Genomic DNA, 15,872 nt, shown 5'->3' with positions numbered 1-15,872 from the left:
AATCACGCGCGGCCCGTCGCGCGCTGTACGGCGGCGGCAACGGCGTCGGCATTGAAGGCGCGCCAGCGCGCGGCGATGTGCTGGTCGGGGCGGATCAGGTAGGCGGTGCCGTCCTGCGCGTCGTAGCGCTTGGCCAGGCAGCCTTCGCTATCGCGCACCACGGCCACGTCCGCGGCCACGGCGGACAGGTCGCACTGCGTATCGGCCACCAGCACGGCCTTGACCGGCACCGGCGCCATCCGCAGCGCTTGCAACGCCAGCAGCGTATCGCGGCCCGGCAGCGCGCCGCCGCAGAAGACTGCCAGCACGAACTCGCCATCCAGTTGCGACAGCCACCAGCCCGATTCGCCCTGGATCTGCATCGGCGCATCCAGCGCCACCGCGCCCGGCGCCATGCGGCCGGTGAAGGCGTCGGCATCCGGTGTGTTCAGCGGCGAGGCGGCGTACGTGGCCGGCAGCGAAAGCCGGCCACTGTTCACGAGCGACCGCGCAAACGGGTGGTCCTTGGCCAGGTTGAGCACCGCGTTGCGAAAGCTGCGGCTGATATCGCTCTTGGGTGTGATGAAGTCGGTGGCGCGCGATGAGTTCAGAATGTTCTCGTCGGCCGCGAATTCACGTTCGGCGCTATAGCTGTCGATCAGCGTATCGGGCGCCAGGCCGGCCACGACGAGCTTGAGCTTCCACGCCAGGTTCTCGGCATCCTGCACGCCGCTGTTGGCGCCCCGCGCGCCAAACGGCGACACGCGGTGCGCGGAGTCGCCCGCGAACACGATGCGGCCATGGCGGAACTTGTCCATGCGTTCGCACGCAAACGTGTAGACGCTGACCCATTCCAGTTCGAATTGCGCGTCCGGACCCAGCAGCGCCCGGATGCGGGGCAGCACGTTTTCAGGCTTGACGGCTTCGACGGGGTCGGCGTTCCAGCCAAGCTGGAAGTCGATGCGCCAGACGTTGTCGGGCTGGCGGTGCAGCAGCACGGACTGGTTCGGATGAAAGGGCGGATCAAACCAGAACCAGCGTTCGGACGGAAAATCCGCCGTCATCTTGACGTCGGCAATCAGGAAGCGGTCGCGGAAGATGCGGCCATGGCTTTCCTGGCCGATCAGCTTGCGCACCGGCGAGCGCGCGCCGTCGCAGGCGATCAGCCAATCGGCATGCAGCGTGTAAGGCCCTTCGGGCGTTTCGACGGTCAACGTCACGCCGTCATCGCCCTGCATGACGCCGGCCACCTTGTTCTTCCAGCGCAGCTCGATGTTGGGCTGCTGGCGGGCCTGCTCGTACAGGTAGCCTTCGGCGTAGTACTGCTGCAGATTGATGAACGCCGGCCGGCGGTGGCCGGGTTCGGGCAGCAGGTCGAAACGCCAGACTTCCTGCTCGCGGAAGAAAATCTTGCCCACGTTCCACGACACGCCCTTGTCGATCATGCGCTGGCCAACGCCCAGGCGATCCCAGATTTCAAGGGTGCGCTTCGAAAAGCAGATGGCGCGTGATCCTGTGGACAAGCGGTAGTCGTCGTCCAGCACCACGACACGCACGCCCTGGCGCGCCAGATCCAGCGCCGTGGTCAGGCCGACAGGGCCGGCGCCCACCACCACGACCTGATGGCGCGCCGGGTCGGCCGCCGTCTGGTCCGCGTGCTTTTCATAGGCGAACTCCATCGCCTGAAAGTCGATGTCTCCCACGGTTGTCTCCTGTGTGGGTCATTTTCTAGTTATGCGGACACGCTGCGCCGCAAGGGTCGCGCGTGTCCGGTTCTTGCTTGTCAGGTCAGGGAGGAGGGTCAGCCTTCCAGCTGGGCCCACATCTCCAGGTCGCGCTTGTCCGTCCAGATGCGCGGATGCGTGTGGCCCGAGGCCTCGTCAAAGGCGCGCGACACGTCGAACGGCATGCAGTGGTCGAAGATGACCCAGTCGCTATAGCGCGGCTTCATGAAGTCGTAGACCTCGCGGTAGATCGTCTTCAGGTCCTTGCCCTCGGCCACGCCGCGGTTCACGGCGCCGTACAGGTCGGTCAGGAAGGCGCGCGTGCCGGCCAGGCCCTGGCGCACTTCGGTGGCGTTCTTGAGCGCCGGGCCGCGGCCGGGCACCATCTTTTCGGCTTCAAAGCCCGACAGCGCGTCCAGCGTGGTGGGCCAATCGCGGAAGTAGGCATCGCCGCAGTAGGGCGTGGATTGGTATTCGACCAGGTCGCCCGCGAACAGGATTTTCTGTTCGGGCAGCCAGGCGATGGTGTCGCCCTTGGTGTGGCCGCGGCCGACCTGCAGCAGCTTGACTTCCAGGTTGCCCAGGTTGACCGTCATTTCGCCCTTGAACGTCATCGTCGGCCAGACGAGGCCCGGGGGAATCGATTCGGCGTTGCGGAACAGGCGGGGGAAACGGCCGATCTCGCTGGCCTTGTCCTGTTCGCCGCGCTCGGCGATCAGGTCATAGGTGTCGCGGCTGGCCAGGATTTCCTGGGCGTTGTAGGCCGACGCGCCGAACACGCGCACGGCGTGATAGTGCGACAGCAGGATGTACTTGATGGGCTTGTCCGTGACTTCGCGGATTCGGCGGATCACGTCCTGGGCCATGACCGGCGTGGCCTGGGTGTCGATCACCATGACGGCCTCGTCGCCGATGATCACGCCCGTGTTGGGGTCGCCTTCGGCGGTGTAGGCATAGGCGTTGTCGGACAGTTTTTCGAACGAGACGACCTTGTCGTCCATGTCCGCGTGCGAGGCGAATTGCTTGCTCATGGAGGCTCCTTCCACTTTTATAGGAATACGGTGTGTGGAAGGAAATATAGTCCTGCGTTAGTTTTCGTGCAATACGTTTGCTATAAACGAATTCCCGAGTTGTAACAGCAATTTCCCCAGGCGCGGCGGACCCCCGTCGCTCAATTCCGCTGGCATTTCGGGCAGTAATAGGTGGCCCGCTGCCCCTGCACGAAACGACGGATCGGGGTAGCGCATACCCGGCAGGGCAGGCCTTCGCGCTCGTACACGGCCGCGTGAATTTCAAAGTAAGCGCCCGGCTCGCCGCTGGCGCCCACGTAGTCGCGCAGCGTGCTGCCGCCGGAGGTCAGCGCGTCGGCCAGCGTGGCCCGCACCATGTCGGCCAGCCGCTCGCAGCGGGCCAGCGACAGCTTGTTCGCAGGTGTCTTGGGATTGATCCGGGCGCGGAACAGGCTTTCCGAGGCATAAATGTTGCCCACGCCGACCACCGCCATGCCGGCCAGCAGCACCTGCTTGATGGCGGCGGAATGGTTCTGGAAATGCCGGTGCAGCCAGGCCCCGTCGAACCGCGGGTCGAAGGGTTCGATGCCCAGCCTGGCCAGCAGCGGGTGCGCCTCGATGGGGCCGTCGGTGGCGTTGTGCCACAGCACTGCGCCGAAGCGCCGCGGGTCATGCAGACGCAGCACCGCGCCGTCGAAGATCCATTCGACATGATCGTGCTTGCGCAGGAATTCCCCGGGCGACACGCTGCGCAGCGAGCCCGACATGCCCAGATGCACGATCTGGGTGCCGTGTTCAAAGCGCAGAAGCAGGTACTTGCCGCGCCGCGCGCATTCCAGCACCGTGCGTCCGCCGATCAGGGACGGCAGCTCCGGCGGGATGGGCCAACGCATGCGGGATTCGTGGACAACCAGTCGCGACAGCGTCTGGCCGGTGATGATGGCGTCGATTCCTCGGCGCGTGGTTTCGACTTCAGGCAGTTCCGGCATGAGCCAGTGTAAGATCATCAATTGCGTGTACGAAGATTGTGCCATCAACCGGACGGGCCGCGTGAAGTCGTCTTTTAAACAAATGAATATCGGGATCGCCGCGTTGGGGCTTGCGCTGGCAGCAATCATGGCCCCGCCGGCCCAGGCCGCCGACGGCCGGACGCGTGACGCGACGGGGCCCCGGATGGCCCCCCAAAGCCGCCAACCTGAAACCGAAGTCATCCGCCTGCGCCCAGGCCAACTGCCTTATGTATCGCTGACCGGCGATATCTTCTACCGCGTACTGGCTTCCGAAATCGCCGCCCAGCGGGGCATGTACGGCACCGCCGCCACCACCATGGTCGGTCTGGCCCGTGACACCGGCGATCCCCGCCTTGCCCGCCGCGGCCTTGAGTTCCAGCTTGCCGGCGGCAACCTGCCCGGCGCACTGGACGCGGCTCGCGTCTGGGCCCGCCTGGCTCCCAACGACGTCGAAGCCAGCTCCACCGAGCTGGCGCTGGCGGCCGCCAATGGCCAGACCAAGGGCCTGGCCCAGGCGCTGCGCAAACGCATCGATTCCTCGCGCGACAAGCCCGCCGCCATCGGCCAGGCGCTTGCCGTGCTCAGCCGCCTGAACGACCGGCGCCTCGCGCTGCGCATCCTGGACGAATCCCTGAGCGACAGCGTGCGCAAGCTGCCCGCGTCCCATCTGGCGTTGGCCGACGTGGCCTCGGCCGCCGGCGACTACGAGCGTGCCGCGCAGGAATCCCGCGCTGCGCTGGCCGCCGATCCCAAATCCGAAGGCGCCGCCCAGCGCGTGCTGGAGTACGGTTCCAAGGTCGACCCCAAGCGCGCCCAGACCGAGGCCCGCGCCTTCATCAACCGCAATCCGGGCGCCCGCAAGGTGCGCCTGATGCTGGCCGGCCAACTGGCCGACAGCGGCGACTACGATGCCGCCCTGGCCGAACTGCAAGCCATGTCGCGCCGGTCGCCTGAAGACTTCGACCTGCTCTTCATGCAGGCGCAACTGGCCTACAAGTCCGGACAGCTCCCGCAGGCCAAGACCCTGCTGCAGCAGTACCTGGATGTCCAGAATCAGCGCCAGCGGGCCACGGTCCCGGGCGCCACCGACGCCGGTGCGGCCGCCGCCGATGCCCACGTGCTGTTGGCGCGCATTGCCGAAGACCAGGGCAATTACGACGAAGCCATCGCCGAACTCGGCCGCATCGACGACCCCACGCTGCGCTATTCCGTGCGCATGCGCCAGGCCACGCTGCGCGCCAAGAGCGGCCGCGTGGACGACGCGCTGGCCATGATCGACTCGGCCGGCCCGCAGGACGAAGAAGAACGCGCCCTGGGCGCGCTGACCAAGGCGCAGATCCTGCGCGATGCCGACCGCATCGGTCAGGCGGTCACCGCTCTGGAAGCCGCGGACCAGGCGCTGCCGGACACCGTCGAAATCAAATACGAACTGGCGATGCTGTACGAACGCCAGAACCGCCTGGCCGACCTGGAGCGCATGCTGCGTCAGGTCATCGCGCTGGATCCCGACCACGCCCATGCGTACAACGCGCTGGGCTACACGCTGGCTGACCACAATCAGCGCCTGCCCGAGGCCCTGGACCTGATCACGCAGGCGCTGGAGTTGTCGCCCAACGATCCGTTCATTCTGGACAGCATGGGCTGGGTCAAATTCCGCATGGGCGACACCACCGCCGCCGCGGACTATCTGCGCCGCGCCTACAGCGTGCGTCCCGAAGCCGACATCGCCGCCCATCTGGCCGAAGTACTGTGGGCGCAAGGCAAGCGCGATCAGGCCACGGACCTGCTTCGCGCGGCCCTGCAGAAGGATCCCAAGAACAAGACGGTTCAAGACGTCGTGAAGCGCCTCGGAGTCAGCCTGTGACGGCAGCATTTGCAGGGTTGCGCGGCGCCGTGGACAGCTTGCGCTGGATGGCGCTGGCGCTGTTGGCCTTCACGCTGGCGGCGTGCACGTCTTTGCCCAAGCCGATCGAAGGCGCCAGCGCCGACGCGTTTTCGCGCATCGGGCGCTTTGCCATCACCGTCAACGAAGAAAGCGGCAAGCAGAACGCGGTGCAGGGCGGTTTTTCCTGGTCCGACGATGGCCGCCGCTATGTGCTGGACCTGACCAACCCGCTGGGCTCGACCGAAGCGCGCGTGGAAGGCACCCCCGGCGCCGCCAGCCTGACCAAGGCCGACGGCACCCGGCTGGTCGCCGACAACCCCGATGCGCTGGCCGAAGACGCGCTGGGCAGCAGCATGCCGGTCTCCGGACTGCGCGACTGGCTGCGCGGCAAACTGCCCGCAAATCCCGAAGCCACCGACGTGACCCGGGACGAACTGGGCCGCCCCGTTGCCTTCGAGCAGGGCGGCTGGCGCGCCAAGCTCTCCCGTTACGACGCGAAGGGCCCGCAACTGCTGGTGTTCGAGCGGCAGGAGCCGGGGCGCCGCATCCTCGTTCGACTGGTCGTCAACCAGTCGTGATGCGGCGCGGCGCCAGGCGCCGCGTGTCGTGATTCGGGTAAACCCTTATCACATCCGTGCGATTCCAATCAAGCAAACAACCGCCGCAATTTGGGTTGTGTTACCGCTTGAAATATATTGACTTGACTGAATAATTCTCCCTGTGCCGCGCCCGGTTCGCGCGCGGCGCAGCAATTCGGGGTCGACGCTCGTCTGCCGCCACCCTTTTGGAGAATGGCCAATGTTCAGGAACACACGCATCGCGACGGTGCTGTTGGGAATCATCGCGATCTTTTTCACCTTCCAGTTGGTGATTGGCGGCATGGGCTTCGTTGCCCTGCGGCAGACCAACCACGATGTCGAGCAGCTTTATCGCCTGTCGGCGCAGCAGGTCAACGCGGTCAATTCCGCGTCGCTGTCGCTCGTCGCAGCCCGCACGGACCTGAGCCGCTATGCCACGCGCGTCGCGCAGGGTAATACCAACGACAAGAGCTCGCTTCAAGCGGCGCGCCAGCGCATCGTGTCGGCCGATCGCGCCTTCCAGGGCTTCTCTGGCAACCTGTCCGCTGAAGAAAAGGCCGAATCCGCCGCCATCATCGACGCCTACACCAAGCTCAGCACCAACCTGCAGAACGTGGGCCGCGTGCTGGAAGCCGGCGACATGGAGGCCTATTTCAAGCAGGGCACCCAGTCCGTGCAAGAGCGCCTGATGAGCGAACGCGACGCCTTCGTCCTGCGCGCCGAGGGCACCGGGCAGACGGTCATGGACGAAATCTCCATGTTCCACACGCTCTTCAGCTCGCTGCTGGCAGGCATTCTGGCGCTGGGCCTCCTGGTGGCCGTGGGCGCCCATGTCCTCATCCGCCGCATGATCGTGCGTCCGCTGCTGGAAGCGGGCGAGGTCTTCCGCCGCATTGCCGAAGGCGATCTGACGCGCCGGGTGGCGGATATGGGCAAGAACGAAATCGGCGCACTGATCGGCGCCCTCAAGGCCATGCAGGACAGCCTGGTGCGTACCGTGTCGGCCGTGCGCCGCGGCGTTGACGAGATCAACGTCGGCGCGCGCGAAATCTCGTCGGGCAACACCGATCTTTCCAGCCGCACCGAAGAGCAGGCCGCATCGCTCGAGGAAACCGCGGCCAGCATGGAAGAGCTGGCCACGACCGTGAAGCAGAACGCCGACACCGCACGCGAAGCGAACCGCATGGTGGCCGCGTCGCAGGCGGTCGCGCAGCGTGGCGGCGAGGCCGTGTCCAGCGTGGTCGAAACCATGCACGCGATTTCGGGCAGCTCGTCGCGCATCGCCGACATCGTGGGCGTGATCGACGGCATCGCATTCCAGACCAACATCCTGGCGCTCAACGCCGCGGTCGAAGCCGCGCGCGCCGGCGAGCAGGGCAAGGGTTTTGCGGTCGTGGCCAGCGAAGTGCGCACACTCGCGCAGCGCAGCGCCGCCGCCGCCAAGGAAATCAAGCAGCTCATCGAAGACTCCGCGCAGAAGGTCGGCGTGGGCTCGGAGCAGGTTGAAAACGCCGGCGCCACGATGCGCGAGATCGTCGAGTCCGTGCAGCGCGTGACCAGCCTGATGGCCGAGATCTCGGCAGCCTCGGAAGAGCAGGCCACCGGCATCGACCAGGTCAATCGCGCCGTCTCGCAGATGGACAGCGTGACGCAGCAGAACGCTGCCCTTGTCGAAGAGGCCGCCGCTGCGGCGGGCGCCCTGGAAGAGCAGGCGTGCCAACTGGCCGGCGCCGTGTCGGTGTTCAAGCTGCCAGACGGGCAGGTCATCGACGCGCCCGCTACCCGCCTTGGCGGCAGCGTGACGCCGCAATTGGCGTAAAGCCGCAGAACGCGCGAAGCCACTTTCCGCGTGAAGCCACGCTTCGCATGACGCCAGTGTTCGCGTAGCGCCGCGGCTCACCGCAGCCGCGCGAATCCCCGCGCGAACTTTCACGGGCCGGCCCGCCGTTTTCCACGGCGCGCCGGCCCGTCTCGCTAGAATGACGGATTGATCCGCATCGGTTGTCTTTCGTGACCCTCTACGACGTTCCTGCTCCCGCCAAGCTGAATCTCTTTCTGCACGTCGTGGGCCGCCGCGCCGACGGCTATCACCTGCTGCAGACGGTGTTCCGCTTCATCGACCTGTGCGACACGCTGCACTTCGATGTGCGGTCCGATGGCGTCATCGGTCGCGCCACTGACCTGCCGGGCGTCCCAGAAGACCAGGACCTCACCGTGCGCGCCGCGCGCGCCCTGCAGAAGGCCACGGGCACGCGCCAGGGCGCGCAGATCAGCCTTGAAAAGCGCATTCCGCAAGGCGGTGGATTGGGCGGGGGGTCCAGCGATGCGGCCTCCGTGCTGATCGCCTTGAACAAGTTGTGGAACACGGGGCTGTCGCGTCAGGAACTCATGGCGCTGGCGCTGCCGCTGGGCGCGGACGTGCCCGTCTTCGTCTTCGGCCAGTCGGCGTTTGCGCAAGGCATTGGCGAAGACCTCACGGCGGTAACGCTGCCGGATCGCGCCTATCTGGTGGCGCAACCGGATGCCAGCGTGCCGACTGTTGGAATATTTTCCGCACCCGATTTGACAAGGGATTCTTCTTACATCACAATAGCGGACTTTCTTGCTTCGCAAACATTTTTGCCCAGCGAATCCGGCGGTGAGATTGCCAAAGGATGCGCGCTTTACGGAAAAAATGATTTGGAGCCGGTGGTCTACCGTCTTTATCCTGAAGTGCTTGGGGCATCGCGGTGGCTTGCTGAACGGGGTATACCTGTTCGCATGTCGGGATCAGGCGCATGTTTATTCGCCGAATTTTCCGAAACATCGCAGGCTCTTTTGGCAGAACAAGAAATTACCGCTATAATGCGCGGCGCTGATAAAACATTCAGCCAAACGCATCCACGGTTTCGGTTAGTGCAGGCATGTACTGGGTTAGCTGAACATCCGTTGCGGAATTGGATTGCAAGATAGTTGGGGAGTCGCCAAGCTGGTTAAGGCACCGGATTTTGATTCCGGCATGCGAAGGTTCGAATCCTTCCTCCCCAGCCAACCGAATACATAAAAAAGCTGTTGAACACGCCTGTAAGACACTGGCCCGGGTTCAGCAGCTTTTTTATTTTCCGGATTCGCTGGTGCAAGTTGAACGTGCTGCATCAGGTATCACCCCGCAGGTATCTCACCCGCATCAATCGTTAGTGTCTCAAACGACCATCGCATCATCCATCATGGCAAACGATAGCTTCATGATTTTCACGGGCACCGCCAACACTCGGCTGGCCGTGGACGTAGTCAACCACCTCGATATGTCCTTGGGAAAGATGACCGTCGGTCGTTTTTCGGACGGCGAGGTGATGGTCGAGATCAACGAGAACGTGCGCGGCAAGGATGTCTTCGTCCTGCAGCCCACCTGTGCTCCCACCAATGACAACCTTATGGAAATCATGGTGATGGTCGATGCCCTGCGCCGCGCGTCGGCCGGCCGCATCACCGCCGCGATTCCCTACTTTGGCTATGCCCGCCAGGACCGCCGCCCGCGTTCGGCGCGCGTGGCCATCTCGGCCAAGGTCGTGGCCAACATGCTGCAAGTGGCTGGCGTTGACCGAGTCCTGACCATGGACCTGCACGCTGACCAGATCCAGGGTTTCTTCGACATTCCCGTGGACAACATCTACGCCGGTCCGATCTTGCTGGGCGACATCTGGCGCCGCAATTTCTCGAACCTGGTCGTGGTGTCCCCGGACATCGGCGGCGTGGTTCGCGCCCGCGCGCTGGCCAAGCAGCTCGAAGCCGACCTGGCCATCATCGACAAGCGCCGTCCGCGCGCCAACGTGTCGGAAGTGATGAACATCATCGGTGAAGTCGACGGCCGCACCTGCATCATCATGGACGACATGGTCGACACCGCCGGCACGCTGTGCAAGGCGGCCCAGGCCCTGAAAGACCGCGGCGCCGGCGCCGTCTACGCCTATTGCACGCACCCCGTGCTCTCGGGCGGCGCCATTGACCGCATTGAAGCGTCGGAACTCGACGAACTCGTCGTCACCGACACCATTCCGCTCTCCGAGCAAGGCCAGGCCAGCAGCAAGATCCGCCAGCTGTCGTGCGCCGCGCTGTTGGGCGAGACCATCCTGCGTATTTCCAACGCCGAATCGGTCAGCTCGCTGTTCGTCGATTGACGCGTAGGCGTCGATCGGGCCACAGCCCACATTTGCAGTTCTTTGCGCCTCGCTGGTCGCGGCAAGGCGCAAACAAGCACGGCGCGCCCTTTGCGCGCCGTGAATTCAACCGGTGAAGTTGTTTCACCTTTATCGTTTCGGAGTTATCCATGAAATTTACTGCCACTGCGCGTAGCGTCCAGGGTTCGAGTGCGAGCCGCCGCCTGCGCCGCGCGGGCCGCGTTCCCGCCATTGTTTATGGTGGTACGGCTGCCCCCCTGAACATCGAACTCGACCACAACGAGATCTACCACGCGCTGCGCAAGGAAGAATTCCACGCATCGATCCTGCAAATGCAGCTCGACGGCGCCAAGGATGAGCAAGTTCTGCTGCGTTCGGTTCAATGGCACGCCTACAAGCCGCAAGTCCTGCACGTGGACTTCCAGCGCGTTGACGCCAACCAAGCCCTGCGTACCAAGGTGCCGCTGCACTTCGTGAACGCTGAAATCTCGCCGGCTGTGAAGCTGAGCGGCGCCATCATCAGCCACGTGACGACCGAACTGGAAATCACCTGCCTGCCATCGGCTCTGCCCCAGTTCATCGAAGTCAACCTGGCTGACGTGCTGGCTGGCGGTTCGATCCACCTGGCCGACATCAAGCTGCCCATGGGCGTGACGTACGTCCCCCACGGCGGTGAAGACAACCCCCTGCTGGCCGCTACGGTCACCAAGGGTGGCGCTGCCGCTGCTGACGACGCCGAAGAAGCTGCTCCGGCTGCCTAAGTCCTGCAGGAAAGCCCTCGCGGCTTTCCCGCGGCTTACGCCCGAAACCCTGCGTGTGCATTTGCATGCGCAGGGTTTTTTGGTTTAAACACCCCCATCATGTCTACTCCCATACGCCTCATCGTGGGACTGGGTAATCCAGGTCCCGACTACGAAACCACCCGGCACAACGCCGGCTTCTGGCTGGCCGACCATCTGGCGGACGATCTGCGCACGGCTTTCGCGCTCGAGAAGTCCTTTTTCGGCATGGTCGCCAAATCGCGCCTGGGCGCGGACAACGTCCTGCTGCTCAAGCCCAACACCTACATGAATCGTTCCGGCCAGGCGGTCGGCGCGCTGGCGCGCTTCTACAAGCTGACGCCCGAGGAAGTCCTGGTGCTGCACGACGAACTGGACCTCATGCCCGGTCAGGTCAAGCTCAAGCAGGGCGGCGGTCACGCGGGCCACAATGGTCTGAAGGACATCCAGGCCGCGCTCGGCAGCCCCAACTTCTGGCGCCTGCGCATCGGCATCGGCCACCCGCGCACGCTGGGTCTGGCGCAACAGGTCGCCGACTTCGTCCTGCACCCGCCGCGCCGCGAGGAACAAAAGGAAATCGAAGCCGTCATCGACCGCTGCCGCGCCGTTGTGCCGTCGATGCTGGCCGGTGACTTCGCACTCGCCACCCGCCAGCTGCATAGCGGCAATGAGTCCTGATGAAACAAGGCCAGCCCACCGGAAAGATGCGCTTTCGCAGCGAGATCGCCGACTTCTGGCGCTTCCTGCGCCATCCGCATCCGCTGTCGCGCCTGCCGAACCGCGCCGGGGGCAGCGGGCTGCTTGCCGACTGGTGGCCGGGCATCGGACCGGGACGCCTGTTGGCCTGGGCCGCAGTGCTGTGGGCCATCAATCTGTTTGCGCTGGGGCCCGTGGCCGTCGTCGCGGCGGGATTGGGTGGCGTCTCTCATCGCCTGGATCCCCACAACATTCCGTGGCTGACCGCGGTACTGTGGGCGCCGCTGGTCGAAGAGATGCTGTTCCGCTACGGCCTGCGCCGGCCGCGCCAGGCGCTGTGGCTCATCCCCGCGCTGGTGCCCGTCGTGCTGTGGGGCCCGAAGCTCTGGACGGGCCTGCTGCTGGCTGCGTTCATTCTGCTGGCGATGTGGGGCCTGCGACAGCGTCCCGAGCCGCTGAAGGGCTGGGATACGAGCTGGCGCAGGTATTACCTGCAGCACTTCGGCGTGGTGTTCCATCTGATCGCGCTGACGTTCGCTGCGGTTCACCTGACCAATTTTGTCTACAGCAAGACGCCGTACTGGCTGCTGCCGCTGCTGGTGCTGCCGCAGTGGCTGACAGGGCTGGTGCTGGGCTGGATCCGCATTCGTCGGGGCATCGGGGCGGCGATCCTGCTGCATTCGGTCTTTAATGCCGGGCCGATCCTGATGATCTGGCTGGTCATGCGCTACGCGCCGACGGCGGCCGGTTAAGTCTCGCGGCGGCGCGACATCGGGGCCGCATCACCCCGGCCGATCAGGCGTCGTTTCACCCCGCCGGGGTAAACTACGCCGTTAACGCTCAATACCGTACTTACACAGGATTCCCATGGCTCTGCAATGCGGCATCGTCGGCCTGCCCAACGTTGGCAAATCGACACTCTTCAACGCTCTGACCCGCGCCGGCATCGCCGCCGAGAACTATCCGTTCTGCACCATCGAGCCCAACGTCGGCGTCGTCGAAGTGCCGGATCCGCGCCTGCAGAAGCTGGCTGAAATCGTCAAGCCCGAACGCATCCTGTCCGCCACCGTCGAATTCGTCGACATCGCGGGCCTGGTCGCCGGCGCGAGCAAGGGCGAAGGCCTGGGCAACCAGTTCCTCTCGCACATCCGCGAAACCGACGCCATCGTCAACGTCGTGCGCTGCTTCGAAGATCCCAACGTGATCCACGTCGCCGGCAAGGTCGACCCGATCGCCGACATCGAAGTCATCGAAACCGAACTGGCCCTGGCCGACCTGCAGACCGCCGAAAAGGCCCTGCAACGTCACCAGAAGACCGCGCGCTCGGGCGACAAGGAATCGCAACGCCTCGTCGCCGTGCTGGAAAAGTGCATCGCCCAGCTCAACGAAGCCAAGCCCATCCGCGCGCTGGACCTGTCCACCGAAGAAAAGGCCGACATCGCCCAGCTCTGCTTCATCACCGCCAAGCGCGCGATGTACGTGGGCAACGTCGCCGACGACGGCTTTACCAACAACCCGCTGCTCGACCGCCTGACCGAATTCGCCGCCGCCCGCAATGCGCCCGTCGTGGCCATCTGCGCGGCGATCGAATCCGAAATCGTCGACCTCGACGACGCCGACCGCGAAGCCTTCCTGAAGGACATGGGCATGGAAGAACCGGGCCTGAACCGCCTGATCCGCGCCGCCTTCAAACTGCTGGGCCTGCAAACCTACTTCACCGCCGGCGTGAAGGAAGTCCGCGCCTGGACCGTGCCGATCGGCGCCACCGGCCCCCAGGCCGCCGGCGTCATCCATACCGACTTCGAACGCGGCTTCATTCGCGCGCAAACGATCTCGTACGAGGACTACATCACGTACAAGGGCGAGCAGGGCGCAAAGGAAGCCGGCAAGATGCGCGCGGAAGGCAAGGAATACATCGTGCAGGATGGCGATGTGATGAATTTCTTGTTTAACGTCTGACGCGAAAGCAATCGGCGTAACGCTGAAGCCCGGCCCTGCCGGCCAACGCGTCAAACAGAAACCCTCGAGCCTGATGGCCGAGGGTTTTTTCATTGCATGGGCCGGCTAGAACAAGATTTTTTTATTTTCTGGCAGGACGTGACATGGCGTGATGTCCGATAGCGCGGGCGCTTGAGCCGCAAGCGACGTCTACGGCGATCCGTCGCTTGCGCTAGACATTTCACGCTTCAAGGCCTGCACTTCGGCTATGGTCTCGGCATCAATGGTGACTTCCCGTATGCCAGTCAAGTCTTCGGTTCGGAGCAGCAGCCTGATTGCCAGACCGGGCGGGCATTCAAGCAGCAGCTGCTCTCCCGGCATCCGGCCCACATACTTGAGCTTTCCATCGAGGTCTGGGTTGAGCTGCGCGGTGAAGCCGGGCTGTCCTTTCCAATCGGCGGGTTGCAGGGCGGCCAGGACATTGTAGTTTGGGGTGACCAGCACGAATGTGCCCTCGTCGTCCTGGAACACGCACATTGACGATTTCGGGCTGAAGCCAACTGGCGGCAACAGAACGACCAGAACGTCATGCGAAAGCAGGCTTATCATTACCTGGCCCGTGGTGGGTTCTTTGGAACAGGCCAGGATCTCAAGCGGCGTCATCGCCTTGCCGATCAGCTGTGCGGTGCGATCGGGATGCGTGGCACGCTGTGCCCTGGCGCCAAGATACATCACCACCAGCAGCAAGCCCGCGCCACCCAGCGCCAGTAGTGTCCACATCAATCACCTCCTTCTTGTTTGAAGAACACGTCGGGCCTCATTGAAAGGGGTGAGTCTGCGCGGGCCTTCGAGGCATGAGCCTGAAGCGCAGTATCCGACCTTTGCAACCCCGCGCAGCATGATGCCCAGGGTGCAGGGGGATAGGAATCAAAACATTCTCAAAAGTACAAGTCAGGTCCGGGCGAAAATCAGATTCTTCGTATGTACTGGCCACAGACAGGAATGCAAGATGCGAGCAAACGGCAGCGCCGTTGAGTCCCTATTCAAGTGCTGCACAGGATTCGCATGCCGCCCCGCTCTAGTCAGAAATTTCCTTGGTACGTCGCCCTGTCATCTGTCGCCGTCCTTGCGGCTGCCATCCGGCTGGGCTATCCCATTCCGAAGGGCGCGGTCTCGCATTCGTCGCACGGGTTCTTTAGCGATGGACCGCAGCTCTTCGCCTATCTTCTGTTGGCGGGGATCGCCGCCTTCATGTGCGCCCAATCACGCCTCGAGCGCCGAAGCATTTCGGGGTACGAGAGCGAACGCGCCTTCGTGTTGTGGTTCATGGGGGCTTTCGCGTTTTTATGCGCGTTTGCGGGGTCGGCACTTTTTGGACACTTAAGAGATTTCATCTTTTATGTGATGTATGCCTGGGGGAGTGGCGATCATGAAGACGCATGGGGCCGGGCACAGGCGGTTGCAGCCATTGTTCGCGCGTTGTCCCCAGTCGTCCTGGTGTTGATGGTCGGGGCTGCGTTTTTTTTCTGTGCAGTTGTTTTCAAAAGAGAGGAAGTGCGCGGTGCGGGCGATGCCGCACGACGGTTTCGCGCAATCGGTATGTTCACGGGAGTGGTCGCCGTGGCATCGCTTCTGGTGGAAGCTGGCGCTCCTGGCTTTACTCCATCGAACTTCATTCGAGCCTACGGGTTTTCGTGGCAGCCTGTTTACGGAAGCTTGTCTGTCTTGTTCTGGACCGCGTTGCCCACCTTCATCATCGCGCGCCGGGTAACCCCGCGCGATGTGCCGATCTCTCGGCCCGGACGAATACTCGTTTTTGGTATTGCCACGGTTGCGGCAATACAGCTTCTGCGTACTGCTGCAATGGCGATCGGCTGGAAGCCTTTTATCGTGGCGGTTTTTGACGCGGGATATTTCCCGGCGCTCGCCGATTTTCAGGAGAACCACCCCCCGGCTACGGTCGCAATCGTGTACGTGATCCAGCTTCCGTTGGCCCTGGCCTCAGTATGGTTCGGCGCGCGCCTTGCGCTGAAGTGCGCGCGCTTCAACGATCCGCACGACGCTATCGTCAAGACCTGCTAACCAACGGAAGGGATCTACGAATAAAGTGCTGCGC

Annotated in this window: 14 protein-coding genes and 1 tRNA gene; 11 read left to right on the top strand and 4 right to left on the bottom strand. The window is 63.9% G+C overall.

The window, feature by feature from the left end; genetic code table 11:
* Positions 1-2 precede the first annotated feature (2 nt).
* The 3 genes from CLM73_RS24090 to mutM form a co-directional block, all read right to left on the bottom strand.
* The gene (locus CLM73_RS24090; RefSeq protein WP_105240566.1) at positions 3-1,682 is read right to left on the bottom strand and encodes an FAD-dependent oxidoreductase; all 1,680 of its coding nucleotides are present in this window, start codon (positions 1,680-1,682) and stop codon (positions 3-5) included.
* 98 nt (positions 1,683-1,780) lie between these two features.
* Positions 1,781-2,734: an MBL fold metallo-hydrolase gene (locus CLM73_RS24085; RefSeq protein ID WP_056558918.1), complete on the bottom strand. Its 954-nt coding sequence runs from the start codon at positions 2,732-2,734 to the stop codon at positions 1,781-1,783.
* Between the two features lie 140 nt (positions 2,735-2,874).
* Positions 2,875-3,702, bottom strand: a complete 828-nt coding sequence (gene mutM, locus CLM73_RS24080) for a bifunctional DNA-formamidopyrimidine glycosylase/DNA-(apurinic or apyrimidinic site) lyase (RefSeq protein ID WP_105240565.1) — start codon at positions 3,700-3,702, stop codon at positions 2,875-2,877.
* On the opposite strand from mutM, the gene CLM73_RS24075 reads away from it, so the two are divergent.
* The 10 genes from CLM73_RS24075 to ychF all read left to right on the top strand — a co-directional run bounded on the left by CLM73_RS24075 (position 3,701) and on the right by ychF (position 13,777).
* Positions 3,701-5,587: a tetratricopeptide repeat protein gene (locus CLM73_RS24075; protein ID WP_105240564.1), complete on the top strand. Its 1,887-nt coding sequence runs from the start codon at positions 3,701-3,703 to the stop codon at positions 5,585-5,587. The genes mutM and CLM73_RS24075 overlap by 2 nt on opposite strands.
* Before the next feature lie 47 nt (positions 5,588-5,634).
* Complete coding sequence (lolB, locus tag CLM73_RS24070; protein ID WP_105241698.1) at positions 5,635-6,186, top strand: lipoprotein insertase outer membrane protein LolB; 552 nt, start codon at positions 5,635-5,637, stop codon at positions 6,184-6,186.
* A 220-nt stretch (positions 6,187-6,406) separates the two neighbouring features.
* On the top strand, positions 6,407-8,005 hold the full coding sequence (locus tag CLM73_RS24065; protein WP_105240563.1) for a methyl-accepting chemotaxis protein: 1,599 nt from the start codon (positions 6,407-6,409) through the stop codon (positions 8,003-8,005).
* Positions 8,006-8,196: 191 nt separating this feature from the next.
* Entirely contained in the window at positions 8,197-9,138 is a 942-nt protein-coding gene (gene ispE / locus CLM73_RS24060; RefSeq protein ID WP_105241697.1) for a 4-(cytidine 5'-diphospho)-2-C-methyl-D-erythritol kinase, read from the top strand.
* A gap of 1 nt (position 9,139) precedes the next feature.
* Positions 9,140-9,216: transfer RNA gene (locus CLM73_RS24055), tRNA-Gln, on the top strand.
* 176 nt (positions 9,217-9,392) lie between these two features.
* Positions 9,393-10,343: a ribose-phosphate pyrophosphokinase gene (locus CLM73_RS24050; protein ID WP_056325372.1), complete on the top strand. Its 951-nt coding sequence runs from the start codon at positions 9,393-9,395 to the stop codon at positions 10,341-10,343.
* Positions 10,344-10,492: 149 nt separating this feature from the next.
* Positions 10,493-11,104, top strand: a complete 612-nt coding sequence (locus tag CLM73_RS24045) for a 50S ribosomal protein L25/general stress protein Ctc (RefSeq protein WP_105240562.1) — start codon at positions 10,493-10,495, stop codon at positions 11,102-11,104.
* A 99-nt stretch (positions 11,105-11,203) separates the two neighbouring features.
* Positions 11,204-11,800 carry an aminoacyl-tRNA hydrolase gene (pth, locus tag CLM73_RS24040; RefSeq protein ID WP_105240561.1) on the top strand — a complete coding sequence of 199 codons (597 nt, stop codon included), beginning with the start codon at positions 11,204-11,206 and terminating at the stop codon, positions 11,798-11,800.
* Positions 11,800-12,570, top strand: a complete 771-nt coding sequence (locus CLM73_RS24035; RefSeq protein WP_105240560.1) for a type II CAAX prenyl endopeptidase Rce1 family protein — start codon at positions 11,800-11,802, stop codon at positions 12,568-12,570. Before pth ends, CLM73_RS24035 begins: the two co-directional genes overlap by 1 nt.
* A 115-nt stretch (positions 12,571-12,685) precedes the next feature.
* Positions 12,686-13,777 carry a redox-regulated ATPase YchF gene (gene ychF / locus CLM73_RS24030; RefSeq protein WP_105240559.1) on the top strand — a complete coding sequence of 364 codons (1,092 nt, stop codon included), beginning with the start codon at positions 12,686-12,688 and terminating at the stop codon, positions 13,775-13,777.
* 189 nt (positions 13,778-13,966) lie between these two features.
* Here the strand turns inward: ychF and CLM73_RS24025 are convergent, their stop codons facing one another.
* Positions 13,967-14,536: a hypothetical protein gene (locus CLM73_RS24025; protein ID WP_105240558.1), complete on the bottom strand. Its 570-nt coding sequence runs from the start codon at positions 14,534-14,536 to the stop codon at positions 13,967-13,969.
* Between the two features lie 285 nt (positions 14,537-14,821).
* Here CLM73_RS24025 and CLM73_RS24020 point away from each other — a divergent pair, with 285 nt between their 5' ends.
* Positions 14,822-15,838: a hypothetical protein gene (locus tag CLM73_RS24020; protein ID WP_105240557.1), complete on the top strand. Its 1,017-nt coding sequence runs from the start codon at positions 14,822-14,824 to the stop codon at positions 15,836-15,838.
* Positions 15,839-15,872: the final 34 nt, after the last annotated feature.

Source organism: Achromobacter spanius (assembly GCF_002966795.1).
Lineage (GTDB): Bacteria > Pseudomonadota > Gammaproteobacteria > Burkholderiales > Burkholderiaceae_B > Achromobacter > Achromobacter spanius_D.
The sequence above is the reverse complement of the archived record's forward strand: the minus strand, read 5'-3'. Positions and strand labels throughout refer to the sequence as shown.